Origin of the sequence: Silvanigrella sp., from assembly GCF_044369315.1 — a bacterium.
In the GTDB taxonomy this organism is placed as follows: Bacteria; Bdellovibrionota_B; Oligoflexia; order Silvanigrellales; family Silvanigrellaceae; genus Silvanigrella.
The window spans coordinates 1-3,432 of sequence record NZ_JBIPMD010000298.1 but is presented as its reverse complement, the minus strand read 5'-3'; the positions used below and the strand labels follow the sequence as shown (position 1 = coordinate 3,432).

3 protein-coding genes are annotated in these 3,432 nt (G+C 20.9%); 2 read left to right on the top strand and 1 reads right to left on the bottom strand.

Annotated features, from left to right (window positions below; all coding sequences use genetic code 11):
* Positions 1 to 347: 347 nt before the first annotated feature.
* On the top strand, positions 348 to 1,355 hold the full coding sequence (locus ACIQ56_RS15790) for a hypothetical protein (protein ID WP_397602000.1): 1,008 nt from the start codon (positions 348 to 350) through the stop codon (positions 1,353 to 1,355).
* Between the two features lie 303 nt (positions 1,356 to 1,658).
* A complete protein-coding gene (locus ACIQ56_RS15785) occupies positions 1,659 to 3,119 on the top strand; it encodes a hypothetical protein (RefSeq protein ID WP_397601999.1) in 1,461 nt (486 codons plus the stop codon).
* Positions 3,120 to 3,331: 212 nt separating this feature from the next.
* Here the strand turns inward: ACIQ56_RS15785 and ACIQ56_RS15780 are convergent.
* A partial coding sequence (locus ACIQ56_RS15780; RefSeq protein ID WP_397599331.1) for an IS3 family transposase occupies positions 3,332 to 3,432 on the bottom strand: 101 nt, incomplete at its 5' end.

Below are 3,432 nucleotides of genomic sequence, written 5' to 3'. Positions count from 1 at the left end.
CGGTGGTCGCCGTATCATGAAAAGGTTTTTTGATTTTATATAAATATTTATTATATTGATTCTCATTATCGTTTTTTTAGTGTATTTAAAACAAATAATTATTAAGTAATTTTAAATTTTGCTCATTAATTATTTTTTAATAATAATTATAAAAAAATATACTTTTATTTATATATTCAATAATTTATATCGAAATTCTTACATCTAAAATTTACTTCTAAAACTTATATTTAAAATTATAATTTGACATTAAAATTTTATAAACCTAATTAAAAAAATATTGCAGAATAAATTTCATGCAATTAAATCAAAATTACATTTACATTTTATTTAAATACGAGGATAATATGAAAAATAATTCTAAATTATTTATTCTTTCTAATATTTTTGCTATATCTTTTTTTGGATGCAAAAATGACAATAAAAAATCAGATATCAATAATGAGGCCGACTCAAAACAATATCTTGATTTAGTAATAAATAAAAGCTCAGGTCAAAAAATAAATACGGATATTTCTGCAATAAGTAATTTCTCAATTGATGTTTTAATGACTTGTGGAACCCAAATTGATGGAAATTTAACTGACAAAATTCTTGATAACACTAAGTTTACAATTTCTTCAAAAAACAATAAAGCTCAATTACCTTATGAAAAAGATAAAGCATGTGAATATAAATTTGAAAAATTCACTTTAGATAATATTGAATATGTAGTTTTTAATAATAATACATTTTTAATATTAAAATTAAAAAACGATATAATCAATCTTACTAAATCTCACTATAAAAAAGATAGTCAAAATATTTTAGTTTCAGGTTCAAAATTATCGGGTGATAATACTGTAAAATTAACAATATCTGATACAATCAAAAATCTTATTAATGGTCAGAATATTGATACTGATGGAAATATAGTATTGCAGTCTGATGCAAATATATCAAATGAATTGGAATTATTTGATAATGTACTGACTATAAATAAACTAAAAGCACCAGATCCTTTAAAAATAAAAGTAGTAAAAAATTCGTACACGAAATCTAAAGATTCAAAAAGTGAAATAGATATTAATTCACTTACTACTTATTCGATTATGCCAATTGATAACTATGTTATGCCATCAAATAATTGTTTTATCTTTTCATTGGATAATACATTAGTAGATTCGACATGGGAAAAAATTAATGAATTATATAATAATTCATTATCAAAAATTGCTTGTATTTCTCTATATTTAAATATTAAAAACAATTGGAATGATTATGCAGGAAAAATAAATTATATAATTTCAGCAAACACTGCTGATGGTTATGACAATGCTTACCGTGTTGTTACAATTGGAAAAATGAAATATTAATTTTATTTTTAAAGGAAATTATATGATATATATAAATAAAAAAAAATTTTACCTTAATTTTTAATTTAATATTTTTCATTGGATGTAAAAATATTAACAATTCAAACCCTAAATATGATGAAAGTAATTTAGATTATTATAAGTTAGAATTTTCTTCACAAACCCAACCAAAAAACAATATTTTAAATATAAAAAATAATTGGGAAATAAAGGGAACTCTTATTTGTCCTAACATTTTAGAGCTACCTATCAATTTATCAAAAACAGACAAAAAAATTATTACAATACCAAAATCTAAAAATTGTGAATTTATCTCTATTTAATAATAATGGAAACAAAGAAGAATATTATTTAAATGAAGAAAATAATTTTTTTGAAACGAAACTTGGAAATTCAAAAACAATTTCATATAAAAAAACAGAAAATCAACAATCAAAAATTTTTTCTTTAGTACTAAATTTTAAACATGATAACACAATATCTTTAAATTTATCAAATAAAGAATCTATAAATAATAAAATTCTTTATGAACTTGTTGTTTCAAACTCTGATGGTATTAAAATTACATCGTTTCCTACAAATAGTGACTACGCATATTTTATAATTAAAAATATGAATAAAAATGTAATTATTTTTCATAATACAAAAGTAATCAATAATAAAATAGAAATTAAAAATAAAAGTGACATCACTTTGAATGAAAATTTTGATAGAATTAAAAATATTCAAAATTGTCAAATTAATATCAAAATTGGAGAAGGAAAAGAATGCATTTTATTTATAAAAAATAAGCTTGATAAAATGGGGACCCATGGTGATAAAATTGAACTTTCTTTTCGAACCTTGATTCATAATTCTCCAGCAATTATAAAATATATGATTCATGTTTATATTGAAAAACACCTATTTATTACAGGAAATTATGATAATCCTTGTAAAGATGGAAAAAGTAAATGGGATGGAGACTATTTAAGTTGCTATCATAACGAATTTCATGATTTTTTTGACTTTGATGAAGATAAAAATATTTTTCCATTTATAGACAATAACATCAAAAAAGCAACTTATATTAGCGATTCGATTGAATATACCTTTTACCAAAGATTTAATGATCCAGTTAAGTATTTCTTATTTATTCAAAAAATAGAAAATTTAAATAATAAAACGGAAAAAGAAATTATTTTTACTAAAGCGGATAATAAAAAACCAATTGTAGATTTAAAATTAAAATCAAATTGGAAATTTATGAAAGAAAATATTTTTGATCAAAACAAAATAGTTATTTATTCGGAACATATAAATCTAAGTAGTACCAATAATGATAAAATAAATAATTATTTTTACTTCAAATTAAATAATAACAATAATAACGAAGATAATTATAATAATTATGACCCAAATTTTTACGAAATTATAAAAATTCCATTTTCTGAAAATGAAAAAATATATTTAAAATTAAGAGCATTTATAAAATGTAATCCAAGTTTATTTGATATAAAATCTTATAGAAGTTCTTATGATTGTTTATATTTTGATAATAAAAAAAATCACCCAAACTTAAACTTAATTTTTGAACCTCATGAAAATGAAGAATTAATAAATTTGGAAGTAAATAAAGATTATACGGCAAAGTTAAAATTCGATATTATACATTCATCTGACACTCAAAAGAAAGGAGAAATTCACTTCGAATTCAATATCAGAAAAGACGAAAATAATATTTTATATCTTGAAAAAAATTACAAAGTATCTGAAACAATTTAATATCTATAGCCATATTCCTATCTTCCATAGACTTTAAAAAAATTCAATATATAATAAAATGAGGTTAGATTAAAAGAAGATAATATATTTCAAATTAATATCTTCTTATGTTAAAATAATCATTATTAACTAGGGTCACAAATGCTAAAAATAAACATAAAACTTACGTCTATGATTTTTATTCTATGGTATGATCCCCGAAAAGTGGACTATTAAATTTCATAATTTTCTTCATATTCTAAAGGTGCATGATAATCAAGGGCAGAATGAGCACGAATTCGATTATAAAACACCTCTATATATTCTATGACTG